Source organism: Actinopolyspora biskrensis, assembly GCF_013408175.1.
GTDB classification, from domain to species: Bacteria; Actinomycetota; Actinomycetes; order Mycobacteriales; family Pseudonocardiaceae; genus Actinopolyspora; species Actinopolyspora biskrensis.
The window spans coordinates 445,620-469,981 of sequence record NZ_JACBYW010000001.1 but is presented as its reverse complement, the minus strand read 5'-3'; the positions used below and the strand labels follow the sequence as shown (position 1 = coordinate 469,981).

The window sequence follows — 24,362 nt, the reverse complement described above, 5'->3', positions numbered from 1 at the left end:
GGCCGGCCCCGAGATCAGTCCTCGTCCCCCGGGTTCCGTTGGTGGATCGTCTCCCCGCGCAGCACCGTGCGCAGGCAGCGCGGCAACCTCGCCTGTGGAGAGACGTCGGGTAACGCGGGCACCCCGGATCGGGGATCGGTGGACCAGCGGCGCACCCTGGTGTCCTGCCCGGCGGGAACCAGCTCGTCGACGCTCCACACCGCGTACGTGGCGGGAGCTCCCGGCACGAGCGTGCCGGTCACCCCGTCGTCGGCACCCGCCGCACGCCAACCGCCTCTGGTGTGCGCGTTGAACGCCGCCCGCGGGGAGATCCCGAACCCTTCGGTGCGGTGGTGCACGGCCGCTCGGATCGCTTCCCACGGACCCAGTTGGGTGACAGGGGTGTCCGAGCCGAACGCGAGCACCAGCCCACTCGAAGCGAGCTCGGAGAAGGGATTCAGCCGGGCACCGCGCTCGGCGCCGAGCCGGCTCGCGTACATCCGCGTGGTGCCTCCCCAGGAGGCGTCGAAACAGGGCTGCACCGAGGCGGCCACCCCGTACTCCGCGAGCTCCGCCGCGAGTCCGCCGTCGATCATCTCGAGATGCTCCAGCCGGTGCCTGCCGCCGGCCAGCGCGGGAGTTCCGAGCACCCGTGCGGCGCGCCGGAACCCCTCGCCGACCTCGGCCACTCCGGCGTCGCCGATCACGTGGAAACCGGCCTGCACACCGTTGCGGGTGCACTCCACGAGATGTTCGGCTATGGCGTCGGCGTCCAGGTACAGCACTCCGGAAGTTCCCGGCGCGTCGGAGTACGGTTCGCGCAGCGCTGCGGTACGCGAACCCAGCGCCCCGTCCACGAACAGATCACCGCCGAGCCCGTGCACCCCCAGCTCCCGACCCTTCTCCAGCGCACCGAGCTCACCCCAGTAGCCGACGACCTCGGGGACCCCGCCCCGTTCGGAGAGACCGAGCAGATCCGCCAGGTCGTCCGCGCCGGAGATGTCCGGTCCCGCGCACTCGTGCACACTGGCGATCCCCCTGGCCGCCGCGTGCCGCAGGAACGCGGCCTGGGCCTCCCTGCGCTGTGCCGCGCTCAACGACTCGCGTGCAGCGCTGCGCGCGTGGTGGTGAGCCACTCTGGTCAACGGACCGTGCGCGTCCCACCCCTCGGCACCTCTGGCGAGCGGGGCCCGCTCGATCAGGGCGCTGGAGACGAGCGCCGAGTGCACGTCGATGCGGGACAGGTACACCGCCTCCCCGCGGGCGGCGTCGTCGATCTCGGCCCGTGTCGGTGGACGCTGCTCCGGCCACCAGCTCTCGTCCCAGCCGTGCCCCCACACCAGTCGGCCCGGGTGTTCGGCGACGTAGTCCCGCAGGGCGTGCAGGAATTCTGTCAGCGAGGCGCATCCGGTGAGATCAAGCCCGTTGAGCAGCAACCCGCTCGAGGTGGCGTGGACGTGGGAATCGACGAACGCGGGAGCGACGAAAGCACCGTCCAGGTCGACGATCTCGGCTTCCGGATGCAGCGCACGACCGACCGTGTCGGTGCCGACCCAGGCGACCGTCCCGTCTTTGACGGCCATCGCGGTGGCATCCGGGTTACCCGGCGAATAAATCCGCCCGCCGAGCAAGAGCGTGGTGTCGGACATGTATCGGACCTGACCCCTGTAATTCACCGTCGCGTGTGCAAACTGCGCAAAACCGGCACCGACCGTCGTTCAGCGCGCTCCGGCCGCGTTTCGGAGAAGCCAGCGCGGCTCGTCGCCGTCGGTCACGATCGCCGGGAGTAGCTTAACCCGCCCCCTGTCGTCGATCGACACAGCCGACCCGCTCAGCTCCCACCACGCTCACGCCTCTCGTCGGCGGAAGGATCGGAAGTTTCCTGACCAGGCAATACGGTGCCAGAGGACCCGGAGCTCGGTTCGTCATCCTCGGTGACCGACACCACCTCGCCGTCGATGACGTCACCGTCCCGGTTCCCCTGGGAGCGCCGGTTGCCGTCCGCGGGGGGAGTTTCGGTGAACGCACCGGGGCCGAAACCACCCGTCCCGGACGCGTTCATCCGCTCCCGCATCCGCTGCTGCATGCGCTGCTGCTGCCGTTCGGCGCTGCGCCGCAGCCGCTTGCGCAACAGCGCCCTCGTTGGCGGGAGCAACAGGACCAGCCCCGCGAGGTCGCTGACCAGACCGGGAAGCAGGATGAGCAGCCCACCGCCGCCGATCAGCATCCCGTCCGAGATCTCACGTTCGGGGGGACGCCTCATCCGGGTTGCCTCACTGAACTCGCGCAGGGCCTTGCGACCCTCCCTGCGCAGCAGCCACGAACCGATCAGCGCGCCGGCGAGCAGCAGTCCGATGGTGGGGAGGGCCCCGATGGCCTGCCCCACGAGGATGAGAACGCTGAGCTCAACGGCGACACCGACGAACAACAGGACGAATACGGGCACGTCGCGCTGGCACCTCCACTAGGGGGTTGTTTCCCGGACAACGCTCGAAGAGCCGAATTTACTCCCGGACACGCTTACATCCTCGGATTCGGGGTTCCCGGGCACGGAACCGCCACCAAATCCCGGCCGACACCATGCCGCCTCCCTCGCCCCGGGCCATAAACTCTCCACGTGATGCGAACGCGCTTGGCGAAACTCCTGACCCTGTTCCTGGTCGGCAGTGTGTTCGCGCTGGTCCTACTGGTCAGCGACCGACCGGTGCCCGTCCCCCCGCAACCGGAGCCGGACCTGCCACGTGCCGTGGTCACAATGGGTGACAGTACCCTCTCCGGCGAAGGAACGGGAAACTACGTGCCGGGCACGGACGGTCGGAACGGCAACTGGTGCCACCGCTCCCCCGAAGCCGTGGTTCACCAGCTCTCCCTCCCCGCTGACGTGAAGCGGATCAACCTGGCCTGCTCCGGTGCGCGGGCGAGTCAGGTGGGACTGGACCCGCGGGGGAGTCCTCCGGAGGGTTCCCAGGCGCGGAGACTGGCCGAGCTGACCGAGCGCTACCGGATCACCGACATCGTGGTGGCCGTCGGTGCCAACGACGATCCCGACTTCGTCGGGGTGCTCAACTCCTGCGTGAACGCCTGGGTCGGTCAGCAGGAGGGGGGATGTTCGGAGCGGCTGCGCGCGCAGTGGCCGCGCAGGGTCGACGAGATGCGCCCCAAGGTCTCCGAAGCTCTCTCCGACGTGCGGAGCGTTATGCGCAGGGCGGGCTACACGCGCGGGGACTACTCGCTGGTGCTGCAGTCCTACGCGTCCCCCGTGGGGCCAGGAATCCGGTCCGACCTCCAGGACCTGTCCGGTTGCCCGCTGCTCGGCTCGGATGTCCGCTGGGTCCGGCGCACCGCGGTCCCCCAGCTGTCCGAGGGGCTCCACGAAGTGGCCCGGCAGAACGGCGCCGCCTTCCTGGACCTCTCGCGGGCCGGGTACGGGCACGAGGCGTGTACCGCCTCCTCGCCTCCGCCCGATTCGGAGTGGTTCCGGCGGCTCGCCGTGGACTGGAAGGCCCTGGAGCACGAGAAGCGGGCCCCGCACGCGATGCAGGAGTCGTTTCACCCGAACGCGCGGGGTTACGAGCGCATCGCCGAGTGCCTGAGTGAGTTCCTGGACAGCGACCGGAACACGGCGCGGTGCGTGCCGAACGGGCAGGGCGGGGTGCGCACCACGACCGCGGAACGGGCGTCCGGGGACTGACCGGTGTTTTCCGCTCGGGGTGCCGTTACGACTCACAGCGGAACCTCTCGCGGGCTCGTGAGCGGTCGTCCCGACCTCGGGAAGCGGTTCACCCGACCAGGAAGGCCTTGACGAACAGGAAAACGGGTTTGGTGCTCAGTTCCGCGTAGGCGTCGGGGGACAGCTCGTTGAGCTCCGGCAACGGGTGGGGTTCGTCGACGGTGTGCACCACGAAACCGGCCCGGTGCAACTGCTCGAAAACCGCAGAGAGCGGCCTGCGGTAGAAGGAGACCGAGACCTCCTCGCCTCCGACCGGCCAGGTCTCGGAAACCAGCTCGGTGCGCAGGTAGTCCGGCCTGCCGAACCACTGCCAGTCCGCGGCCGGGTGGTGCACCGAGAAGACCAGTTCCCCACCGGTGACCAGGCAACGGTTGAGCTCGCCGAGAAGCGGTTCCCAGTCCGGCAGGTAGTGCAGCACCAGGGAGGCCACGGCCAGGTCCACACCGGCCGTGGGAACCGCGTCCAACGGTTCGGAGAGATCGCCCACTTCGAACCTGGCGTGTTCGCCCAGTCTGCCACGGGCGAGCTCGATCATCTTCGGCTCACGGTCCACCCCCAGTACGGTGGCGCCGCGTTCGACCAACTGCTCGGAGAGAACGCCCGCGGCGCACCCGAGGTCGAGCACGTGCTTGCCGCGCACGTCGCCGGCCAGCTCGAGAACGGCCGGGCGGTCGTAGTAGGCGTTGGCCGGGCTGTGCTCCGAATGCCGCGCGTAGGCCTCCGCGAACTGGTCGTAGACCGTATTACGTGCCACCCGACCACGGTATTCGAATCTCGGTCCGTCTTCACAGCGAGCGGCACACCGCCCGCGGGCATCGCCGTTCCCACCCGGCACGGCGGACACCGTCGTCCTGCGGTGTCCGCCGTGCCGGGGCACCCCGCCTGTCCCCACCCGAGCGCGGCGCTCCGGCAGGTCTCAGAGCTCGGGCGCCCTGTTCTCGAACGGCGTCGAGAGCACCACGGTGGTGCGGGTGGAGACCTGAGCCGCTTCTCGGATCTGCCGGAGCAGGTCCTCGAGAGCCAGCGGCGAGGCCACCCGCACCTGCAGGATGTAGGACTCGTCCCCCGCGACCGAGTAGCACGACTCGATCTCGGAGAGGTGCTCCAGCCGCTGTGGGTAGTCGTCCGGCGCTGCCGGGTCGGTGGGGGTCAGCGATATGAACGCCGTCAACGGCAGCCCGATCTGTTCCCCGTCGACCCTGGCCGTGTAGCCGCGCAGCGCCCCCCGTTGCTCCAACCTGCGGACACGCTGGTGCACCGCCGACACGCTGAGCCCGACCTTTTCGCCCAGTTCGGTGAAGCTACAGCGGCCGTCCCGCAGCAGTTCCCGGAGGATCGCACGGTCGGTGGCCTCCAGCTCGGAACCCTGCGCGGCGTTTCGGTCCGTCACGTCGGTAGCACCACCAACTCGTGCGGCTGGTTGTTCACGCTTTCCACGCCCTGCTCGGTGACCACGACGATGTCCTCGATCCGCGCACCCCAGTGCCCCTGCTGGTAGATCCCCGGTTCGATGCTGAACGCCATCCCCGGTTCGAGGGAGATCTCGTTGCCACCCATGATGTAGGGCTCCTCGTGCACGTCCAGGCCGATGCCGTGCCCGGTGCGGTGCACGAAGTAGTCGCCGAATCCGGCTCGCGCGATCGGCTCGCGGGCGGCGGCATCCACTTCGGACGGGGTGGCGCCGGGGCGAACGGCCTCCACCGCCGCTCGTTGCGCGGCCTGCAGCACCCCGTACGTCTCCCGCACGTCGGACTCGCGCGGTTCCCCGAGCGAGTAGGTCCTGGTGCAGTCGGAATTGTAACCGCCGGGAATGGGCCCGCCGATGTCCACGACGACCACGTCGCCCTCGTGGATCACCCGCTCGGAGAGCGCGTGGTGCGGGCTGGCCCCGTTCGGTCCGGACCCCACGATCACGAACTCGGCCGCGGTGTGTCCTTCCTCGACGATCGCCCTGCTGATGTCGGCACCGACCTCGGCCTCGGTGCGGCCGACGCGCAGGAACTCGCTCATGCGGGCGTGCACCCTGTCGATGGCCGCGCCCGCGTCGCGCAGCGCCTGGATCTCGGCGGCGTCCTTGCGCATCCGCAGTTCACGCAGCACCGAACCGGCGAGCACCTGCTCGGCGTCCGGCAGGGCCGAACGCAGCGGCAGCGTGTGCAGCGCGGGCATGGCGTCGGCCACAGCCACCCGCGAGGGAGACCCGCCGTCCCTGCTCAACAGATCGGCGACCATCCGGTGGGGGTCCTGCCCGTCCACCCACGTCGCCATCTCCATCCCCAGTTCCCCGGCGGGCACTTCGGCGTAGCCGAGCTCCTCGAGCTTGGGCACCACGAGCACGGGCGGGGCAGCGCTTCCGGCCGCGGGGAGTACCAGGCAGCTGAGCCGTTCGAAGGACTCGCCGTCTACTCCGATGAGGTAGCCGAGGTCGGATCCCGGCGAGATCAGCAGCGCGTCGATGTCCGCGCTGGCAGCCGTCTCGGCAGCGCGCTGTAGCCGCGCCGAGAGAACCGTTGGGTCCTGCTTCATTGCACCGGTGGACATGGCTCAACCCTAAGGGGTCCTCCCGGAAGCGCGTCGAACGGAGCTCCCGCGGGACGAGCCGGGGGGCGGCACCGGGGCGCCCGACGGGAGGAGGAGGCAGGAGCCCCGGCACCGACACGGTCATCATCCCGTGCCCGCGCACCGGCGCACACAACACCGGGATGACGAAAGCCGTAACTCCTCCCGACCGGGAGGTTCCGCCGAGCGGTCCCGGGCGAACCGCTCGGCGGAGGAACCGTGGCGGAGCGGTTCACCCCCGACGCGCTGTCCCGCGGTCGCGTCAGCCTCGTGCTCGGGCGGTCTCGGGCGGTCGAGCTCTTTCCAGCTCGGCCCGAACAGCGACAGCAGCAGAACCGCCGCGTAGCTCAGGCTCGTGCACACCACCGTGCCGCGCAGCCCCACGCCCAGCCGGTCCCGGCGCAGGTAACCGAGCCCCGCGGCGAACTCGCGGCGCAGCCCCGCGCGCTCGCCGCCGTCCACCGCGGGCAGCCTCCACAGCGCGTACAGCACCGCCACCGCGGCGAGCAGCACGAAGCCCCACCACAGCACGGGGCTGCGCGCCACCGGCCCGGACAACGCCCGCGCGGACACCGCGCTCACCACCGCGAAGGGAGCCACGTAGTAGGAGAAGAGCGGGTGGAAGAGCGCGGACGCGGCGAGCCCCCGGCGAACGCTCCGGCCAGCGCGAAGGTCAGCAGCGTCACCGGAAGCCGCACCCGGGAGCAGATCCTCTCCGTCAGCACGGCGACGGGAAGCCCGAACAGCAGCACCGAGGGAGCAGAGACCCCGGCCGTCACCGTTACTCCCACGAGCACCTCGCGGACCTCGGTGCTGCTCATCCATCCGAATCGCAGGGCATCCGCCGTGCCCAGCAGGAAGAAGAACCCCGGCACGACGAGCAAGGCGTTCTCCGCTCGACACGAGAAGTGGTGACCCGCACACGGGCTCGCCCCACGGGCGGGAGCTCATCCCCGTTCCCACGAGCATTCGCGGGGAAAGCGCCGACCACGAGTTCCGGGATCAGCTCGCCGGTTCGGCGTCCAGATCCGTGCTCAGCAGCGCGACCAGCTCGTCGAGGACGGAATCGGCCTCCTCGGAGTCCGCGGCACCGAGCTCGACCTCGTCACCGTGCTCGACCCCGAGGCCCATCAGTCCGAGAACGCTGGCAGCGTCCACCGGTTCCCCGGCGGCCCCGTCGGTGACCTTGGCGATCGTCACGGGCACGGGCTGGGCTGCGGCCGACTTGGCCAGCAGGGCGGCGGGACGGGCGTGCAACCCGACTCCGGAAGCGATACCGACACGACGTCGCGGCATGATTCGACTCCGTTTCCACTGTGTTTTCCGTTCCGCGGACGCGCGCTCAGGCCGCGACCGGCGACTCGACGGATTCCGAGCGAACGTTCTCGGCAGCACGCCGCCCGAAGGACTTGGCCACGGTCACGAGCAGGGCGGACAGCGCCACCCCCGCCACGATCGCGAGTGCGTACAGCGCCGGAGAGCCCACGAGAGGCAGGACGAACAAGCCCCCGTGCGGGGCGCGCAGCGTCACGCCGAACATCATGGACAGCGCACCGGCGCCCGCTGACCCGACGATCATGGACGGGATGACCCGCAGCGGATCGGTGGCGGCGAAGGGGATCGCCCCCTCGGTGATGAACGAGGCGCCGAGCAACCAGGCGGGCCGGGCGCTCTCCCGCTCGGCCGCCGTGAACCGCTTGCTCCGCAACGTCGCCGCCAGGGCCAGCGCCAGCGGCGGAACCATGCCCGCGGCCATCACCGCTGCCATGATCTCCAGCGCCGTCTCGCTGCCCGTGGTCAGACCGCCGACCGCGAAGGTGTAGGCGACCTTGTTGATCGGACCGCCCAAGTCACAGGCGATCATTCCGCCGAGCAGCGCTCCGAGCAACATCGCGTTGGCCCCGCCGAGACCGTTGAGCCAGTCGGTCAGCGCGGTCATCACGGCGGCTATCGGCCTGCCGAGCACCACGAACATCAATACGCCCACGATCAGGGTCCCCAGCAGCGGCAGCACCACCACGGGCATGATCCCCGCCACGGCCTTCGGGACCCTGACCCTGCGCAGTCCGGCGACGACGGCGCCCGCGAGCAGTCCCGCCACGAGCCCGCCGAGGAAACCGGCTCCGACGGACATCGCTGCCGCACCGCCCACGAACCCGGGAGCCAGGGCGGGCCGATCGGCCATCCCGTAGGCGATGAAACCGGCCAGCACCGGCACGAGGAACTCGAAGGCGGCCGAACCTATCTGGTTCGCCAGGGCGGCCCAACTGGTCAGGGTGGCCGGATCGAAGTGCTCGGTGACGTCGGGGGCCTCGGTGATCCGGTAGCCGCCGAGAGCGAAGCTCAGCGCGATCAGCAGCCCGCCCGCGGCCACGAACGGGATCATGTAGCTCACGCCGGTCATCAACCACTGGCGGAGCCTGGTGGCCGAACCGGTTCCCTCCGCGCCCGCAGTCGCGGACTCCGCGTGGTGCTGCTCCTCCGCGCGGTGGGAGTCCTCCTGCTCGGACGCGGGGACCGCGGCACCCCGCTCAAGCAGCTCGGCGGCGTTCTCCACGGCCTGCTTGACCGTGCCCTCCACGATCGGCTTCCCGGCGAACCGGTCCCGGTCGGTCACCCCGACGTCGGCCGCCAGGACCACCGCGTCCGCCGCACGGATGTCCTCGGTGGCCAGCGGGCTCGACCCCGCCGAACCCTGGGTCTCGACCGAGATCTCGTCCCCGCGTTCGGCCGCGGCCTGCTCCAGCGCCTCGGCGGCCATGTAGGTGTGCGCGATGCCGGTCGGACAGGCTGTCACCGCGACGAATCTCATGGCGTGACCTCCTCGCGAACGTACTCCGCCACCGCGGCCGGGTCGTCGGATTCGGTGAGGGTTCGTTTGAACTCCGCCCGCACGAGCCTGCGCGCCAGCGCGGCCAGCACCGACATGTGCTCGGAATCGCCGCCCTGCGGCGCGGCGATGAGAAAGACCAGGTTGGCCGGTCCGTCCTCGGCGCCGAAGTCGACTCCTTCCTGGCAACGCCCGAAGGCCAGCGTCGGCGCGGTCACCGCTTCGGACCGGCAGTGCGGAATGCCGATACCGCCCTGCATCCCGGTCGACATCTGCTTCTCCCGCTCGGCGACGTCGGTGAGGAACCGTTCCAGGTCCGTCACACGCCCGGCGGTGACCAGCCGCTCGGCCAGGCTGCGCACGGCGGCCTGCTTGTCCGGGGAGCGCAGGTCGAGATCGACGAGGTCGGAGGTGATGAGCTCGTTGTTCACAGTGTCACTCCATCGAGATGGCGGTATTCGTCCACTTCGGTCACCCGGACCGACTCGACACGCAGGTCACCCGGGGAGGGCATCCGGCTCCCGGAGAGTTCGACTCCCGCGGTTCCGTAGGCGACGGCGTGCCGCAGCGCTTCCGGCCCGTTCGCGCCTGCCAGCAGGAAGCCCGCGAGTGCCGCGTCCCCGGCGCCGACCGTGCTGCGCACCCGCCGGGCCCGGCTGCTGGCGTGCCAGCAACCACGCGCCTCCACCAGCACCGCCCCGAGTTCCCCGAGAGTCACCAGCACGGCGCCGACGTCGTCCTGCCGCACCTCACGGGCGGCGGACACGACCTCTTCCACGTCGGACAGCTCACGTCCGACCAGTCCGGACAGTTCGGACAGGTTCGGAGCGAGCAGGTCGGGAGCCGCCCGCCGGGCCTCGGCCAGCGGGGTCCCGGAGGTGTCCACCGCGATACGGGCCCCCGCCGACCGCGAGGTACGCACCAGTGCGGCGTGCAGGTCCTCCGGGCAACCCGCTGGAAGGCTTCCGCAGGCCACCACCCAGTCGGCCCGCGCGGCGAGATCGCCCAGCCTGCTCCGCAATCCCTCCAGCTCGCCCCTGTTTAGCGCGCTGCCGGGCTCGTTGATCTTGGTCGTCGTCCCGTCCGGCTCCAGCAGCGTCAGGTTGGTTCGGGTGGCACCTTCGACCGGAACCTCGACCACGGACACGGCCTCGGGAGCCAGCAGTTCGGCCAGACGGCTGCCTTCGGCTCCCCCGGTGGGCAGCAGCGCGACGGCACTGTGATCGGCTGCGGCCAACGCGCGCGCGACGTTGACCCCTTTACCACCGGGCTCGAGCAGGGACCGTTCGGTGCGGTGCACCGCACCGCGTTCCAGCTTTCCGAGCGCCACGCTGCGGTCCAGGCTCGGGTTCGGGGTGACAGTGACGATCATGCCAGCACCACATCCGTTCCGGCCGCACGCAGTTCCTCGGCGGCGTCCGGGTCAAGACCGCTGTCGGTGACCAGCACGTCGAGTTCGGAGATGCTCGCGAACCGGCTGAAGTGGTCGTGGCCGTACTTGGTGTGGTCGGCCAGCAGCACCCGCTGCCTGCACGCGCGCACCATGGCGGCCTTGACCGCCCCCTCGGCGCTGTCCGGTGTGGTGCATCCGCGATCGGCCGAGAAACCGTTGGCCCCGAGAAAACCGAAGTCGAGGGTCAGTCCGGCGAGAACGTCCCGGGCCCAGGACTCGACGGAGGCCAGGGTCGTGGCGCGCACCCTGCCCCCGAGCAGGTGCAGATCGCAGTTGCCGCGGTGGGCCAGCTGGTTGGCCACCGGAAGCGAGTTGGTCACCACCGTGAACTCACCGGCGGGCAGCATCCCGGCCAATCTGGCCGTGGTGGTTCCCGCGTCCAGCAGCAGTGTCCCCCGTTCCGGCACCCGCTCCAGTGCCGCGCGGGCGATGCGGTCCTTCTCCGCGGACGCGGTGGTGTCCCGCTGCGCCACCTCCGGTTCGAAGTCCAACCGCTCCAGTGGAATGGCGCCACCGTAGACCCGCCGCACGAATCCCTGGCGCTCGAGAGCCCCGAGGTCGCGCCGGATCGTTTCCGGAGCGACGTCGAGCTCCTCGGATGCCGTCGCGACATCGATGCGCCCCTCCTGACGCAGCCGCTGCGTCAACAGTTGCCGGCGCTCTGCCCCATACATGCCCGTTTTCCTCCGATTGAGGTTTGATATTGCCTGATTCTGCCCGTTATTGTGGTGTTGTCAATACCACATTCACTTCCGAACCGATCCAGCCGGCCGCACGCGCAGCCATCCCCCGCCGGACGCGCTCGAAGCACTTCCGACAGCAGGGTCCGTTCGGCTCGGTGCTCAGCCAGCGCGGGGTGCGTGGGTCGAGCGCCCCGCAAGGCGGCGGGGCACGTGGCGCAGTCGACCACTCGAGGCGCCCCGCAACACGGCAAGGCGCCGGATCGCGCGCCGGCCGACCGGTTGCGGCAAAGTTCCGCTGCGAGTTCCAAGCGGGGGCCGGGTGCCGGGACACCGCGCACGTGCCAAGCTGAACGTCGTGCAAACCCCCGTTATGCTCGTCGACGCCGCAGGACTGTGGTTCCGCTCGTACTACGCGCTGCCCGAATCACTGACCGCCCCGGACGGCAGTCCGGTCAACGCGGTACGCGGTTTCTGCGACACGCTCGCCAGACTGCTCACCGAGCGCTCCCCGGGACGACTCGTGGTCTGTCTGGACAACGACTGGCGTCCCGAATTCCGCGTGCGGGCTCTGCCCTCGTACAAGAGCCATCGGGTCGCCGAGGAAGCACCGGAGGCGGAGGCGGTTCCGGACACGCTGACACCGCAGATTCCCGTGATCCTGGACCTGCTGGCCGCTCTCGGGGTCGACACCGCCGAGGCCGAGGGGTACGAGGCCGACGACGTAATCGCGACGCTGGCGGAGGCGGAACGGGACGACCCGGTGGAGGTGATCACCGGGGACCGCGACCTCTTCCAGCTGGTGCGGAACGAGCCCACCCCCACCCGGGTGGTCTACATGGGAGGCGGGCTCAACAAACTCCAGGACTACGGTCCCGCGGAGCTGGCCGAACGCTACGGCCTGCCGGACGAGGGCACCGGAAGGGCCTACGCGGACATGGCGGTGCTGCGCGGGGACCCCTCGGACGGGCTGGCCGGGGTAGCCGGGATCGGGGAGAAAACCGCGGCGAAACTCGTCTCCCGGTTCGGCTCGCTGGAGGAACTGCTGGAAGCCGCCGCGAACGGCGACACGGGACTGACCCCGCGCGACAGGGAGAAACTCGTCGAGGCGAGCGAGTACCTCGCCGCCGCGCCGAGTGTGGTGCGCGCGGTCACCGACGCACCGGTCGAGCACAGCCTGCCCACGGACATTCGGCGCGACGAGCCCGTCGACGCCGCGAGAGTCTCCGAGCTGCAGCGCGACCGGGGGCTCGGCAGCTCGGTGGACCGGCTCGTCGCGGCACTCGGCTGACCCCTCGGGACACGAGCCGTCCGCCGCGTTCCTTCAGAAGTGCGTGCCGCACCAGGCCCGCTCGAGGGTGGCGAACAAGCGGTCCGCGGGGTCGAGGGCCTTCGGATCGTGCGCTTCGATCAGGTTCGCCTCCGCCAGAGTGGACGGACGTGCCTCACCGAACAGCAGCGAGGCGAGCTCGGCGACGTCGACGCTCAGCTGCGGGTCCCGCTCGGTGGGCTCAGCCCCGTCCGGGCCGACCAGGTAGCAGCCGGCGTTGTCCGGTAACAGCCCGTCCCGCACCTCGAGCACCACCGGTTCGGCCGTGCCGTAGTCGCGTTCCCGGAGCATCGCCGGCACGTCGACGGGACGCACCCACAGTCCGTCGTAGACATCGCGGACCCGGCTCTGGCGGCTGTCCGTCAGCCACCACTCCAGGGGCTCGTCGATCGGACGCTCGATGGCCACCACCTCGTCGGCCAGATCGACCCCGAGCAGGAACCACCACAACGCGGCCGTGGCCGCCGGACCGGCCGCGTGCAGATCCAGCAGGCGCAGAGTCGTGCGCCCGTCCCCGAAGCGGTAGTCGTTGCCGCTGGGCACCCACACGGCGAAACCGTCGTCGATGCCGTTCGGGTCACTGTGGACCGCGATCACCGCGTGGTCCCCGTTCGAGTCCCGTCGGCGGAGATGTGTCAGCCACCAGCTCGGCGGGCGCGCGATCATCCCGGCCCGCACGACTCCGAGGCCGCGGTACAGCCCGGGCAGGATCTCCGCCGCCTCGTCCACACCGACCAGCCTGACCCGGCCACCACCGGGAGCCCGGTCGCGTGGCGCCGCCCGCGCGGTCTCCAGGGCCACGGTTCTGGACCTGGTGGCCACCCCGTAACCGAAACGCCCGTAGATCGCGGTTTCCGAGGCGTGCAGCATGACCGCCGCCTCACCACGCCGGCGGACCTCGTCCAGCTGGGCACGCATGAGCTCGGTGAGCACGCCGCGGCGCGTCAGGTCGGCGCGGACCCCCACGGCGGTCACGGCCGCCGCGGGCAGCTCCGCACCGCCGGGCAGGGCCAGCGAACTGGCGAAGGACATGGTCGTCCCGGCCAGTTGCCCACCGATGTGGTCCCCCCACACCCGGCCGGGCTCGTAGCGCTCGGCCAGGAGCCGCCACCCCTCGTCCGTGACCGTCGGGGCGTTCAACGCCTTCCGGAAGAGGTCGTTCGAAGCGCGGAACTCGGACTCGGTGAGGGGACGGACATCATGTTCGGTCACTCCCCCATGATGCCTACCGCCACCCCGGAATCTCGAACGGTTTCACTTCACCGACCGCAGGTCCCGCTCCGGCGACCCCACGACGGCCTCGAGGCTGCCTCGGATCGGCCGGACTCGATCAGCCGGGACGCTCGACGGCGTAGGTGCCCTCCTCGTCCTGCACCACGACCCGGACCCGCTCGTCGTCCCCACCGGTGGAGACTTCGCAGGTGAAGCTGTGCCCGGGGCGGACGGGTTGGCCGGAAGGGCAGGAGACCGACTCGACGCCCTCCATTCCGTAGGAGTCGCGCACGATCTGACGCACCCCGGCCTGCACCGACCCCGCGTCGAGCACGCTCCGATAGAACCAGCCGGGGGCCACGAAGCCCAGAAACGCCACCACCAGAGCCACCAGCACCGTGAAAGCGGCGAAAAACCACGGCCGGAGCTTTCTTCCTCGACCGGAGGAAGCCGCGTACGTTCCGGGCAGTGCCGCACCCCCGGCGGAGCAGTCCCACGACTCCCCGCCCGGCCAGGCGCCGGAAGTCCCGGGAGCGGTGCCGGCGGTCTCCCTGCCGTCTCCACCACCCGGAGGTCCGTACGCACGGTACGGGTCCCCCTCCCACTGGCTCCCGGACGGCGTCGCCGGGTCCGGCCACCCCTCCGGACTCCGGTGCGGAGGGGTGCCACGAGGATCACTCATTCACCCCTCCGGAGGAAACTCGATCGTGTTGGCTCGGCCGACATCGAGATCCGATCCAACCACAGCCGAGGCGCCGGACGGCAGGTGGGCGGCGCTCGGGGACGCTCGTCGAAGCGGTCTTCCCCCGGGACCTACGACAACCCGAGCGGAAGGCACCGGTCGGGATCAGACGGAACCGGCCGCGACCACCCCGCGCCTGATCCCGCTGAGCGCCTTGTTCGCGGCCGAACCGACCGGATCCTCGCGGCCCACGACCTCGCGGATCTGATCCAGCAGGTCGATCACCTGACGACACCAGCGCACGAAGTCGCCCGCGGACAGCTCGTGCCCGGCCGTGGCCGAAGCGGTCAGCACCTTCTCCAGCGAATCCCCCCTGGCCCAGCGGTAGACCGGCCAGGCGAATCCCGGATCGGGCTCACGGGTGCGATCCAGTTTGTGCCTGCGCTCGTCGTCCTCCAACTCGGCCCACAGCTCCCAGGTGGCCGACAGCGCGTCCGCCACGGCGCCCGGGGGCACCTCCGGAGCCGAGGGGGAGTCACCGCGTGCCTCGTAGACCAGTGAGGAAACCACGGCGGCCAGCTGGGCCGGTTCGAGGGCCCGCCACTTGCCCACCCGCAGGCACTCGGCCACCAACAGGTCCGACTCGCTGTAGATCCTGGACAGGCGCTTGCCGAACTCGGTAACCGGATCGTCCGGCTGATACGGGTCCAGGTAGTGCCGTTCCTCCAACAGGGCCGTGATCCGGTCGAACGACCGAACGAGGGAGTTCGTCGTGGCGGCCACCTTGTTCCTGATCTGTTCGGTCTCCCTGCGCAGCCTTTCGTGCCGCTCGGCCCACCTGGCGTGGCTCTCCCGCTCGGCGCAGCCGTGACAGGGGTGCGAACGCATGGCCCGCCGCAGACTCGCCAGCTCCTGGTCGCTGTTCGTGTCCGCGCCCTTGTTCTTCCCGCGCCGCCCCCCGCTGGTGCTCACGCCGGTCTCGCGCAACGTGTTCGCCAGATTGCGCCGCGACTTCGGCGAACGGACGTCGACGTACTTGGGCAACTTGATCCTGTCCTGGGCCTCGACCGGGTTGGTGAAGTCGGCCACCGACACCCGTCCGGCCCAGCGGTCCTCCGTGACGACCAGCGGACGCGGCTCCTCCATCGGATCAAGGCCGGGATCGATCACCACGGCCAGCCCGGAACGCCGCCCCGATGGAATCACGATCACGTCACCCTTGCGGAGCTTCTCCAGGGACTTGGCGGCCTCGGCCCGCTTGGCCGCCTTGTTCTGCTTCGCGAGCTCCTTCTCCCGCTCGGAAATGCGTCGGCGCAGCTCGAAGTACTCGGCGAAATCACCCTGATCGCAGTGCATCGCCTCGGCATAGCCCTCGAGCGCCTCGGTGTTGCGCTCCACCCGACGGGACTGGCCGACCACCGAACGGTCGGCCTGGAACTGCGCGAAGGACTGCTCCAGCAGCTCCCGAGCCGCTTCGGAGCCGACCCGCCCGACGAGGTTGACCGCCATGTTGTAGCCGGGGCGGAAGGAGGAGTGCAGCGGATAGGTACGTGTCGAGGCGAGCCCCGCGACCTGCTTGGGGTCCATCCCCGGCTGCCACACGACCACGGCATGGCCCTCGACGTCGATACCGCGGCGTCCCGCCCTTCCGGTGAGCTGCGTGTACTCCCCGGGGGTCAGATCGACGTGCGACTCGCCGTTGAACTTGACCAACCGCTCCAGCACGACCGTGCGCGCGGGCATGTTGATCCCGAGGGCGAGAGTTTCCGTGGCGAAAACCGCCTTGACCAGCCCGCGGACGAACAGCTCCTCGACGGTTTCCTTGAAGGCGGGAAGCAGTCCCGCGTGGTGTGCTGCCACTCCACGCTCCAGGGCCTCCCGCCACTCCCAGTACCCGAGCACCTCCAGATCGCTCTCGGGGAGCGTACTGGTGTACTCCTCGATCACCTCGCGGATCTCGGCCAGGTCGTCTTCGGTGGTCAGCCGCAGACCTGCCCGGACGCACTGGGCCACGGCAGCGTCACAGCCCGCACGGCTGAAGATGAACACGATGGCCGGGAGCAGCTCGGCGTCCTCGAGCTGGGTGAGCACGTCCACCCGCGAAGGCTGGAAGAACCTGTTCCCCCGGTGCTGAACCCGCTTCTTGCCGTCCGGCCCGCGGCGCACCTTGCCCGGCGCTCCCCTGCTGCGACCGAGCTCCCCGGTGTGACGCAGCAGCTCGGGGTTGATCTTCAGCTCCCGGTTCTCCGTCTCACCGCCGAACAGGTCGAACATGCTGCTTCCCACCAGCATGTGCTGCCACAGCGGAACCGGGCGGTGCTCGTCGACCACGACGGTGGTGTCCCCGCGCACCTCGACCAGCCACTCGCCGAACTCCTCGGCGTTGCTCACCGTCGCCGACAGGCTCGCGAGCTGCACGTGCTCGGGCAGGTGCAGGATCACTTCCTCCCAGACCGCCCCCCGGAAGCGGTCCGCCAGGTAGTGCACCTCGTCCATCACCACGTAGCCGAGCGTGTCGAGGGTGCTCGAACCGGCGTAGAGCATGTTGCGCAGCACCTCGGTGGTCATCACGACCACCTGCGCGTTGCCGTTGATCGAGGTGTCGCCGGTCAGCAGCCCCACCGAGGCGGAACCGTAACGTTCACAGAAGTCGGTGTACTTCTGGTTGGAAAGCGCCTTGATCGGAGTGGTGTAGAAGCACTTGTGCCCTCCCCCGAGGGCGAGGTTCACCGCGAACTCACCGACTACGGTCTTGCCCGCCCCCGTCGGGGCGCAGACCAGCACCCCGTGCCCGTCCTCCAGGGCCTGGCAGGCGGTCCGCTGGAACGCGTCCAGTTCGAAGGACACGTCCATCGTGAACGCGTTCAGGCGCGGGTGGGCACCGCGGGCACGGTGGTCGTCGGTACGGGCCTTCGCCGGATCCACCGGTGCGGCGCCTGTCTCCGTGGTTTCGGTACGGCTGTCAGCCACACTCCCAGACTTTCATATCCGCCCCGGGAATGTGCCAATCGCGGTGACATTCACCGCACGGGAGGCGCGGGGAGCCCGCACGTCGCGCGCACGGCCTCCCCGCTCCGCGGTCTCGGGGCTCCGATTCGCCGGCCGGACGGGGGCTCCCCGGCGCGGCGGCGCCGAAACGAGCCCCCACGGGCCCCGAGCGGAAACCTCGATCAGGTCGCCTCGTCGTCCCCGTGAGTCGCCGACGACGTACCGGTCGTGCTCAGCTCGGAAGCACGGGGGTCCACGTCCGAGGGAGCGTCGGGGTCCTCCGCCGAGTCCTGCTCACGCTGCTTGCGTTCCTTGGAGCGGTCGTGGGAGTGGCATATCAGCAACGCGACGGAGTACAGGACGCACAGCGCCGCGCCGAGCACCAGCATGGAAATCGGGTCCTGCGGGGTGGCCACGGCGGCGAAGATGAACAGGGCGAACACGCTTCCCCGCCACCAGCCGCGCAGCTGGGCGTAGCTGACCACGCCCGCCCTGTTGAGCATCACCATGACGAGGGGGAGTTCGAAGCTGATACCGAAGAACAACAGCATCAGCAGCACGAAGTTGATGTACTCGCCACCGGTGAGGGCGGTGAAGAACTCGTCCCCACCGAAACCCACCATGAAGGTGAGCCCCTTCGGAACCACGAAGTAGGCCAGCAGCGCTCCCGCGACGAACAGCAGGCTGCCGATACCGACGAAGATCCTGGCGAACTTGCGCTCCTTCGAGTGCAGCCCGGGAGCGATGAAGGCCCAGAACTGGTACAACCAGACCGGACTCAACAACACCGCGCCCAGCGCGAGACCGACCTTGAGCTGAAGCATGAACACTTCGAACGGCCGGGTCTGCATGAGCTGGCACTCGCCGTTCGGGGTCATCCGAGCGCTCTCGGGCAACGAGCAGTACGGCCCGGTGATGAGGTCCCCGAGACTCGGCAGAACGAACAACTGGTTCGAGAACCACCAGAATCCGAATACCCCGCCGATCAGCACCCAGAGCAACGCCACCCCGAGCCGATGACGCAGCTCGTAAAGGTGATCGACGAGGCTCATGGTCCCGTCGGGATTGCGGCGGCGGCTGTACTTGTTCCGATCGCGACCGAATCGTTTACGACTACGACGCGGACTGTCTTCCACCGTCACAGCCCCGGATCAGTTCGTGGCGTCGTTGCGGTACGCGCTCTCGGCCGGGCGCTCACCGTTCACCCGGTCCGCCCCCGGAGCGGCGAAACCGTCACGCTGCGGTTCTCCAGTGGTGAGCTGCTGTGGTTGCTCCTGCTCGGTCTTGGACCGCGAGGCGGTTTCCTCGTCCTGCTTCATGCCACGCGTCTCGGCCTTGAACACCCGGGCAGACTGCCCCAGCGACCTGGCCAGTTGCGGCAGCTTGGTGGCACCGAACAACAGCACCAAGACACCGACGATCAGAACCAGCTCCCACCCACCGGGAAAACTCATGTCCGCACACCTCTCTCAAGCCTGCTGCCACGGAAATACTACGCCCTAGCCGTCTGTTCTCAACAGCTTCGATCCGGTCGACGCCGCCGCAGCGCCACCCCGATACCGGCGACCCTGGCACGCAACAGTCCCGCCCTGTCGGCGAGATCGGTCGTCACCGCGGAACGGACGGCGTGGAACCGCCGCACCGAACGCAGCGTGACCAGCAACGAAGCCGTCAACAACACCAGGGCCAGCACCAGCAGCCCCGCCATGAACGCATAAGGCACGAGCAACACGGTAACCCCCTCAGGTGGACAACAGGTGACCAGAGCGTTCCAGTGCCGCGTACGCACGTTGTCGCACCTCAGTGGCCAGATCCTCGGGAGCCGTCACCCTTCCGCGCCCCCCGAGCCCCAGCACCAGCCGAACAATCCATGCCCGATCGGAGTAACGCAGCACCACCCTGGTCCGGCCGTCCGGGAGATCCGCCCGTTCGTCGACCGGGTAGTACTCGGCGACCCAACGTGCCTCCGGCTGCAGTTCCAGCTCCGCGCTCGGCTGGTCCGGCAGCGGCCGGAACGGACCGGCCGAGAAGTCCGTGCTCCGCGCCTCGGCCGGCGGCCGGGCGTACTCGTCGAGCGACTCGGCCTCGTCCACCCGATCCAGCCGGAACAGCCGAACCCCGCGGGAACGGCGGCACCACGCCTCCAGATACCCCCGTCCCTCGAGCAGCACCAGTCGCATGGGATCGACAGTGCGCTCGGTGATCTCGTCCCTGGACGCCGTGTAGTACCGGATCCGCAGCGCCCTGCGGTGCTTGACCGCCCACTCCACCGTCCCACCGGTATCGGCGGAAACGGGCCCGGGGGAGTCGTTCAGACCGACGACCACCCCGGAGGGGTTAGCCCGCCCGGCCGCGTTCTCCACCTTGGCGAGCGCGCGCCGCACCGCGTCCGTGTCCGCGATGCCGGGGGTCTCCGAAAGCGCACGCAGCGCCACCTGCAGGGACGTGGCCTCCTGACCGGTCAGCCGCAGCGGTTTGCGCATCCCCGCGTCGTAGACGACGGTCACGGTGTCCCCGCTGAACGAGAGGTCGATCAGATCACCGGGTCCGTAGCCGGGGAGTCCGCACATCCAGAGCAGTTCCAGATCGCGCCGCAACTGCTGCTCGCCCACCCCGAAATCGGCCGCCACCTCCGAGACGGCCACGCCGGGCCTGCTCACCAGGTAGGGCACCAACGCCAACAGCCGCGGCAACCGCTCGATCGTGCTATTGCCCACGGTTCTCACCTCCGACGGCGGCCAGGGTGGCCAGATGGGCCTCGCGGACGGCCGTCCGCAGGGATTCCGGCTCCAGCACCGCGACGTCCGGGCCGTACCCCGCGATCCACCCGACGGCCGTTTCCGGGTTGTCCAGCTCGAGGCGAACCTCCTGCCCGGCCACGCCGTCGAGCTCCCGCTCCCCGAGAACCTCGGCGTGGCGCCGTACGCCCTGAGCACGCCCGCGAGCCGTCCAGAGCCGCACCGAGGTCCGGGCAGGCACCGTCGGCTCGGCACCGGTCACCAGATCCAGCAGGTTCACCTCGGGCGGGCAGCACACCTGCCCCTCCTCCCCGAACGAGCGCACGGACCCGCTGATCCGGGACAGGCGGAAACAGCGTGCCGCACCGCGGTCCCTGTCGTGTCCGACCACGTACCAGCGGCCCCGCCAGGCCACCACTCCCCACGGTTCGACCGAGCGCCGTCGCGCCACGTTGTCCACCGGCCTGCGGTAGTCGAAAACCACTGGACGCCCCTGCCGGACGGCCGTCAGCAACGGCACGAACGCCGGTTCGTCGGCGCGGACCTTGGGTTCGATCGGCGCGGGGGCGGCGTCGTCGACATCGACCCCCGCGGCGCGCAACTTGCGCAGGGCACCACGCGCGGCGTTGCCCAGTTCGGGTGATTCCCACAGCCTGGAGGCCAGGGCAACGGCCGCCGCCTCGTCGGGTTCCAGCTCGATGTCGCCCAGCTCGTAGTCGCGGCGAGCTATCCGGTAACCGTCGATCCCGTCGAAGAAGGAGTTGCGTCCCGTCTCGAGCGGAACCCCCAGATCACGCAGCTCGGCCTTGTCCCGCTCGAACTTCCGGTAGAAGGCTTCGTCGCTGGTCGTCTCGGCATAGCCGGGAACGATGTCCCTGATCCGTTCCGCCGTCAGGTACTGACGAGTCGACAGCAGACACAGCACCAGGTTGACCAGGCGTTCGACCCGCGGGATCCCCACCGGGCCAACTCTAGTAGAGCTTTTCCGGTTCGGTCCCCGCAGGTGCTCGCTCGGCGGAGCCCCCGCTGCCCCGTGAGCGGCCACCCCTGCCCCCCGGGGAGCGGTCGACGAAACGCGGGCAGGAGGCCGCTGTCGCTCGGTGCCGGCCTCACAGCGGAGGCTCGTGGCCGGACCAGGGCCGTGCCCCTTCCAGCTGGGCCGCCAGCCGGAAGAGCATTCCCTCCCCCGCGAGGGGGCCGACGAACTGGACCCCCAGGGGAAGCCCTTCGGGGTTCCAGTACAGCGGAACCGACATGGCCGGTCTGCCCGTTATGTTGGCCAGCTGGGTGTACGGAACGTGACGCAGATTCTTCCGCGCGACCCGGTCCACGGCACCGCTGGAACGCAGCAGCCCGCCCAGCCGCAACGCGAGGCCGGCGCGTCCCGCGGCACGCAGCGCCGGTGGAGTGTCCAGCTCCCCCACCCGCACCGGAGGCCCGGCCAGTCCGGGTGTGAGCAGCAGGTCGTGACCGCGGTGGAACTCGGCGAGCTTTCGCGTGTAGTCGTGCCAACCGTCCAACAGCGCGCTGTACTCGGGAGCGCCGACGGCCCGGCCCGCGGCGGCCAGCAGGCGGCTGTCCAGTTCGAAGGCCCGCTCCGGAGCTCCGGCGATCCGTGCGGCCTCGTCGAGGGACACGGCCAGTTTGACCGACCAGGCACGCAGGAAGTCCACGGACAACGCGTCCAGGTCGACGGGTGGCTCCACCGGCTCGACGTGGTGGCCCAGCGACTCCAGCAGTCGCGCCGCGTCGGTCAACGCCTCCACGGCATGGGGGTGCGGACGTCCCAGCGCGGAGCGTGCGGTGAAACCGATCCGCAGCTTTCCCGGTTCGAGCGCTGTCTCGGCGGAGAAGGAACGCGGAGGTTCGGCCGGAGCGTAGGGCCCGGCCGCGCTCCCGCCGGCGACGCTGTCGAGCGCGGCCGCGCTGTCCCGCACGGTCCGCGAGACCACACCGTCCAACGCGGCCCCGTGGAAGTTCTCCGCACGATCGGGCCCCGCGGGCACCAGTCCTCTCCCCGGTTTGAGGCCGAAGACCCCGCAGGAGGCGGCGGGGATCCGAATCGAACCACCACCGTCGCTGGCGGCCGCGACCGGAACGATTCCCGCGGCCACGGCGGCGGCGGCGCCTCCGGAGGACCCTCCGGGGGTCCGGTCCGGGGACCAGGGGTTGCGGGTGGGCCCGAAGGCCTCCGGTTCCGTGACCGGCTTGGCCCCGAACTCCGGGGAGTTGGTCCGGCCGAACGGCACCAGCCCCGCGTCCAACCAACGACGCACCACTTCGGCCGTGTCAGCCCGCGGGACCTCCGCCAGCGCCCTGGTTCCCGCGGAGGAGGGATGCCCGGCCAGCTCCTGCTGCAGGTCCTTGAGCAGGAAGGGGACGCCGGCCAGTTCGCCCCGGCCCGCTCCGGCCGCCAGTCCCCGGGCGGTTTCCTCCGTCGTCCTGGTGACCGCGTTGATCCGGTCGTTGACCCGCGCACAGCGTGCGAGCGCCGCGTCCAGCGGCTCGGATGCCGAGACGGCGCCCTCGCGGACCAGTCCGGCCAAGCCCACACCGTCGTGTTCGCGGTATTCCGAGTAGTCCACGCCGCCCCTTTCGTCCACGCCGTCCGCGCCGAACGCGTCCGGGCGTACCGAACAGGGCGCGGATCACAACGAGTGGATCAGACGTTCCACCCGCTCGTCCACCGCACGGAACGGGTCCTTGCACAGCACGGTGCGCTGTGCCTGGTCGTTGAGTTTGAGGTGCACCCAGTCGACCGTGAAGTCCCTGCCAGCCCCCTGGGCCGCCGCGATGAAGTCACCGCGCAGCTTCGCCCTGGTGCTCTGCGGAGGCGTGTCCTTGGCCGCTTCGATGTCGCCGTCGTTGGTAGCACGGTCCACCAGGTCCTTGCGCTGCAGCATCTCGAACAGACCACGGCTGCGCCGCATGTCGTGGTAGGCGAGGTCGAGCTGGGCTATCCGCGGGCTCGACAGCTCCAGGCCGTGCTTGTCGCGGTAGCGCTCCAGCAGCCGGTGCTTGATGGCCCAGTCCACTTCCCTGTCGATCAGCGAGTAGTCCTGGTACTCCACCGCGTCCAGCGCACGTCCCCACAGGTCCATGATCCGATCGGTCATGGGGTCGGAGCCGCGTTTCGCCACGTAGTCCACCGCGCGGCCGTAGTACTCCCGCTGGATGTCCAGCGCGGAGGCCTCCCTGCCCCCTGCCAGCCGGACCGGCCGACGTCCGGTGAGGTCGTGGCTGATCTCCCTGATGGCCCGGATCGGGTTGTCCAGGCTGAAGTCGTGGAACTGCACGCCCTGCTCGACCATTTCGAGCACCAGGTTCACCACCCCCACCTTCAGCAGGGTCGTGACCTCGGACATGTTCGAGTCCCCGACGATGACGTGCAGTCTGCGGTACCGCTCGGCATCGGCGTGCGGCTCGTCGCGGGTGTTGATGATGGGGCGGGAACGCGTCGTGGCGCTGGAGACGCCCTCCCAGATGTGCTCGGCGCGCTGGGACAGGCAGTAGGTGGCCCCGCGGGGTGTCTGCAGCACCTTGCCCGCACCGCAGATCAACTGGCGCGTGACCAGGAACGGAAGCAGCACGTCCGCGATGCGGGAGAACTCCCCCGAACGACCGACGAGGTAGTTCTCGTGGCAGCCGTAGGAGTTGCCCGCCGAGTCCGTGTTGTTCTTGAACAGGAAGATGTCCCCGCCGATGCCCTCTTCGGCCAGCCTGCGTTCGGCATCGGTCAGCAGATCCTCGAGTATCCGCTCACCGGCCTTGTCGTGGGTGACGAGTTGGACGAGATCGTCGCACTCGGCCGTCGCGTACTCGGGGTGCGAGCCGACGTCGAGATAGAGCCTGGCGCCGTTGCGCAGGAACACGTTCGAGGAACGGCCCCACGACACGACCTTGCGGAACAGGTATCTGGCCACCTCGTCCGGGGAGAGCCTGCGTTGCCCGTGGAACGTACAGGTCACTCCGAACTCGGTCTCGATGCCGAAGATCCTCCGTTGCATGCCTCCACGGTAGGCCTCTTTGTCGAACTCGGCGGTCCGCCGTTCGGGGACGGAAGTCACAGATTCCCCGCGAAATCATCACACAGGGTGCACGTTCCCGGGTTCCGAACCGCGACGCGGACTCCCCGAGCCACGACCGGTCCGAGCCGGTCGTGGCTCCGAAGACCACGGGCC

General features: G+C 69.8%; 24 protein-coding genes. 2 read left to right on the top strand and 22 right to left on the bottom strand.

Going from position 1 to position 24,362, the window contains the following annotated elements; translation table 11 throughout:
* Nucleotides 1–14 precede the first annotated feature (14 nt).
* Together FHR84_RS02170 and FHR84_RS02165 are read right to left on the bottom strand one after the other, a co-directional pair.
* Entirely contained in the window at nucleotides 15–1,628 is a 1,614-nt protein-coding gene (locus FHR84_RS02170; RefSeq protein WP_179533717.1) for an amidohydrolase family protein, read from the bottom strand.
* Nucleotides 1,629–1,810: 182 nt separating this feature from the next.
* Nucleotides 1,811–2,425, bottom strand: coding sequence for an FxsA family protein (locus FHR84_RS02165; protein ID WP_179533716.1), 615 nt, complete (start codon nucleotides 2,423–2,425; stop codon nucleotides 1,811–1,813).
* 174 nt (nucleotides 2,426–2,599) lie between these two features.
* Here FHR84_RS02165 and FHR84_RS02160 point away from each other — a divergent pair, with 174 nt between their 5' ends.
* A complete protein-coding gene (locus tag FHR84_RS02160) occupies nucleotides 2,600–3,670 on the top strand; it encodes a GDSL-type esterase/lipase family protein (RefSeq protein WP_179534373.1) in 1,071 nt (356 codons plus the stop codon).
* A gap of 88 nt (nucleotides 3,671–3,758) precedes the next feature.
* Here the strand turns inward: FHR84_RS02160 and FHR84_RS02155 are convergent, their stop codons facing one another.
* From FHR84_RS02155 to FHR84_RS02110, 10 genes are all read right to left on the bottom strand, one after another.
* The gene (locus FHR84_RS02155) at nucleotides 3,759–4,463 is read right to left on the bottom strand and encodes a methyltransferase domain-containing protein (RefSeq protein ID WP_179533715.1); all 705 of its coding nucleotides are present in this window, start codon (nucleotides 4,461–4,463) and stop codon (nucleotides 3,759–3,761) included.
* Between the two features lie 162 nt (nucleotides 4,464–4,625).
* Nucleotides 4,626–5,099 carry an Lrp/AsnC family transcriptional regulator gene (locus tag FHR84_RS02150; protein ID WP_017975813.1) on the bottom strand — a complete coding sequence of 158 codons (474 nt, stop codon included), beginning with the start codon at nucleotides 5,097–5,099 and terminating at the stop codon, nucleotides 4,626–4,628.
* Nucleotides 5,096–6,250 (bottom strand): M24 family metallopeptidase, encoded by a 1,155-nt coding sequence (locus FHR84_RS02145; RefSeq protein WP_179533714.1) that lies wholly within the window; start codon nucleotides 6,248–6,250, stop codon nucleotides 5,096–5,098. Before FHR84_RS02145 ends, FHR84_RS02150 begins: the two co-directional genes overlap by 4 nt.
* Nucleotides 6,251–6,373: 123 nt before the next feature.
* Entirely contained in the window at nucleotides 6,374–6,850 is a 477-nt protein-coding gene (locus tag FHR84_RS02140) for a hypothetical protein (RefSeq protein ID WP_179533713.1), read from the bottom strand.
* Nucleotides 6,847–7,152: a hypothetical protein gene (locus FHR84_RS02135; RefSeq protein WP_179533712.1), complete on the bottom strand. Its 306-nt coding sequence runs from the start codon at nucleotides 7,150–7,152 to the stop codon at nucleotides 6,847–6,849. Before FHR84_RS02135 ends, FHR84_RS02140 begins: the two co-directional genes overlap by 4 nt.
* A 118-nt stretch (nucleotides 7,153–7,270) precedes the next feature.
* On the bottom strand, nucleotides 7,271–7,564 hold the full coding sequence (locus tag FHR84_RS02130; RefSeq protein ID WP_179533711.1) for an HPr family phosphocarrier protein: 294 nt from the start codon (nucleotides 7,562–7,564) through the stop codon (nucleotides 7,271–7,273).
* A 46-nt stretch (nucleotides 7,565–7,610) separates the two neighbouring features.
* Entirely contained in the window at nucleotides 7,611–9,080 is a 1,470-nt protein-coding gene (locus tag FHR84_RS02125) for a PTS fructose transporter subunit IIC (RefSeq protein WP_179533710.1), read from the bottom strand.
* Nucleotides 9,077–9,529: a fructose PTS transporter subunit IIA gene (locus FHR84_RS02120; RefSeq protein ID WP_179533709.1), complete on the bottom strand. Its 453-nt coding sequence runs from the start codon at nucleotides 9,527–9,529 to the stop codon at nucleotides 9,077–9,079. Before FHR84_RS02120 ends, FHR84_RS02125 begins: the two co-directional genes overlap by 4 nt.
* Complete coding sequence (gene pfkB / locus FHR84_RS02115; protein WP_179533708.1) at nucleotides 9,526–10,470, bottom strand: 1-phosphofructokinase; 945 nt, start codon at nucleotides 10,468–10,470, stop codon at nucleotides 9,526–9,528. Before pfkB ends, FHR84_RS02120 begins: the two co-directional genes overlap by 4 nt.
* A complete protein-coding gene (locus FHR84_RS02110) occupies nucleotides 10,467–11,225 on the bottom strand; it encodes a DeoR/GlpR family DNA-binding transcription regulator (RefSeq protein WP_179533707.1) in 759 nt (252 codons plus the stop codon). Before FHR84_RS02110 ends, pfkB begins: the two co-directional genes overlap by 4 nt.
* A gap of 364 nt (nucleotides 11,226–11,589) precedes the next feature.
* Here FHR84_RS02110 and FHR84_RS02105 point away from each other — a divergent pair, with 364 nt between their 5' ends.
* Nucleotides 11,590–12,522, top strand: coding sequence for a 5'-3' exonuclease (locus tag FHR84_RS02105; RefSeq protein WP_343075129.1), 933 nt, complete (start codon nucleotides 11,590–11,592; stop codon nucleotides 12,520–12,522).
* A gap of 33 nt (nucleotides 12,523–12,555) precedes the next feature.
* Here the strand turns inward: FHR84_RS02105 and FHR84_RS02100 are convergent, their stop codons facing one another.
* The 10 genes from FHR84_RS02100 to pafA all read right to left on the bottom strand — a co-directional run bounded on the left by FHR84_RS02100 (nucleotide 12,556) and on the right by pafA (nucleotide 24,188).
* On the bottom strand, nucleotides 12,556–13,773 hold the full coding sequence (locus tag FHR84_RS02100; RefSeq protein ID WP_179533706.1) for a GNAT family N-acetyltransferase: 1,218 nt from the start codon (nucleotides 13,771–13,773) through the stop codon (nucleotides 12,556–12,558).
* A 118-nt stretch (nucleotides 13,774–13,891) separates the two neighbouring features.
* Nucleotides 13,892–14,455 carry a DUF4333 domain-containing protein gene (locus tag FHR84_RS02095; RefSeq protein ID WP_179533705.1) on the bottom strand — a complete coding sequence of 188 codons (564 nt, stop codon included), beginning with the start codon at nucleotides 14,453–14,455 and terminating at the stop codon, nucleotides 13,892–13,894.
* A gap of 165 nt (nucleotides 14,456–14,620) precedes the next feature.
* Entirely contained in the window at nucleotides 14,621–17,425 is a 2,805-nt protein-coding gene (locus FHR84_RS02090; protein ID WP_425489832.1) for a DEAD/DEAH box helicase, read from the bottom strand.
* Between the two features lie 200 nt (nucleotides 17,426–17,625).
* The gene (tatC, locus tag FHR84_RS02085; protein ID WP_179533704.1) at nucleotides 17,626–18,495 is read right to left on the bottom strand and encodes a twin-arginine translocase subunit TatC; all 870 of its coding nucleotides are present in this window, start codon (nucleotides 18,493–18,495) and stop codon (nucleotides 17,626–17,628) included.
* 99 nt (nucleotides 18,496–18,594) lie between these two features.
* Nucleotides 18,595–18,897, bottom strand: coding sequence for a Sec-independent protein translocase subunit TatA (gene tatA / locus FHR84_RS02080; protein WP_179533703.1), 303 nt, complete (start codon nucleotides 18,895–18,897; stop codon nucleotides 18,595–18,597).
* A 59-nt stretch (nucleotides 18,898–18,956) separates the two neighbouring features.
* A complete protein-coding gene (locus FHR84_RS02075; RefSeq protein WP_343075128.1) occupies nucleotides 18,957–19,166 on the bottom strand; it encodes a bacteriophage holin in 210 nt (69 codons plus the stop codon).
* Nucleotides 19,167–19,185: 19 nt separating this feature from the next.
* Nucleotides 19,186–20,160, bottom strand: coding sequence for a WYL domain-containing protein (locus tag FHR84_RS02070; RefSeq protein ID WP_179533702.1), 975 nt, complete (start codon nucleotides 20,158–20,160; stop codon nucleotides 19,186–19,188).
* On the bottom strand, nucleotides 20,150–21,142 hold the full coding sequence (locus tag FHR84_RS02065) for a WYL domain-containing protein (protein WP_179533701.1): 993 nt from the start codon (nucleotides 21,140–21,142) through the stop codon (nucleotides 20,150–20,152). Before FHR84_RS02065 ends, FHR84_RS02070 begins: the two co-directional genes overlap by 11 nt.
* 148 nt (nucleotides 21,143–21,290) lie before the next feature.
* Complete coding sequence (locus FHR84_RS02060) at nucleotides 21,291–22,766, bottom strand: amidase family protein (protein ID WP_179533700.1); 1,476 nt, start codon at nucleotides 22,764–22,766, stop codon at nucleotides 21,291–21,293.
* A gap of 63 nt (nucleotides 22,767–22,829) precedes the next feature.
* Nucleotides 22,830–24,188, bottom strand: coding sequence for a Pup--protein ligase (gene pafA, locus FHR84_RS02055; protein ID WP_142077425.1), 1,359 nt, complete (start codon nucleotides 24,186–24,188; stop codon nucleotides 22,830–22,832).
* Nucleotides 24,189–24,362 lie beyond the last annotated feature (174 nt).

What these genes read in the sequence shown, in the direction of transcription:
- FHR84_RS02170 (WP_179533717.1), bottom strand. Translation starts at nt 1,628, where the DNA reads ATGTCCGACACCACGCTCTTGCTCGGCGGGCGGATTTATTCGCCGGGT.
- pfkB (WP_179533708.1), bottom strand. Translation starts at nt 10,470, where the DNA reads ATGATCGTCACTGTCACCCCGAACCCGAGCCTGGACCGCAGCGTGGCG.
- FHR84_RS02110 (WP_179533707.1), bottom strand. Translation starts at nt 11,225, where the DNA reads ATGTATGGGGCAGAGCGCCGGCAACTGTTGACGCAGCGGCTGCGTCAG.
- FHR84_RS02160 (WP_179534373.1), top strand. Translation starts at nt 2,600, where the DNA reads ATGCGAACGCGCTTGGCGAAACTCCTGACCCTGTTCCTGGTCGGCAGT.
- pafA (WP_142077425.1), bottom strand. Translation starts at nt 24,188, where the DNA reads ATGCAACGGAGGATCTTCGGCATCGAGACCGAGTTCGGAGTGACCTGT.
- FHR84_RS02145 (WP_179533714.1), bottom strand. Translation starts at nt 6,250, where the DNA reads ATGTCCACCGGTGCAATGAAGCAGGACCCAACGGTTCTCTCGGCGCGG.
- tatA (WP_179533703.1), bottom strand. Translation starts at nt 18,897, where the DNA reads ATGAGTTTTCCCGGTGGGTGGGAGCTGGTTCTGATCGTCGGTGTCTTG.
- FHR84_RS02130 (WP_179533711.1), bottom strand. Translation starts at nt 7,564, where the DNA reads ATGCCGCGACGTCGTGTCGGTATCGCTTCCGGAGTCGGGTTGCACGCC.
- tatC (WP_179533704.1), bottom strand. Translation starts at nt 18,495, where the DNA reads ATGAGCCTCGTCGATCACCTTTACGAGCTGCGTCATCGGCTCGGGGTG.
- FHR84_RS02125 (WP_179533710.1), bottom strand. Translation starts at nt 9,080, where the DNA reads ATGAGATTCGTCGCGGTGACAGCCTGTCCGACCGGCATCGCGCACACC.
- FHR84_RS02095 (WP_179533705.1), bottom strand. Translation starts at nt 14,455, where the DNA reads ATGAGTGATCCTCGTGGCACCCCTCCGCACCGGAGTCCGGAGGGGTGG.